Genomic DNA, 275 nt, shown 5'->3' on the forward strand with positions numbered 1-275 from the left:
GATGTGCAACGTGCCGTCGCGAAGTTCGGTTTGCATGGCTGTCTTGTCAACTTAATCTTGGATGATAAAACCTGAAGGTCATGGTGTGCGAAAGCCATGTCGTCTGAAAACGGACGGCATGACTTATCTTTGCATTATTTGCTGCCGTTTTTGGCTTTCAGTTCGGCAATCAGTCCGTCCACGCCTTTGGCTTTGATGGTTTCGCCGAATTGGTTGCGGTACACGGTTACCAAGCTTGCGCCTTCGATGGCGACGTTGTAGGCGCGGTATTTATT

1 protein-coding gene is annotated in these 275 nt (G+C 49.5%); it reads right to left on the bottom strand.

Annotated features, from left to right (window positions below; genetic code table 11):
* Window positions 1–134: 134 nt before the first annotated feature.
* Window positions 135–275, bottom strand: a 141-nt coding sequence (locus ACTHS3_RS17845) for an ABC transporter substrate-binding protein (protein ID WP_440368754.1), incomplete at its 5' end; no start/stop codon positions are given.

It is taken from the genome of Neisseria sp. P0009.S007 (assembly GCF_051962515.1).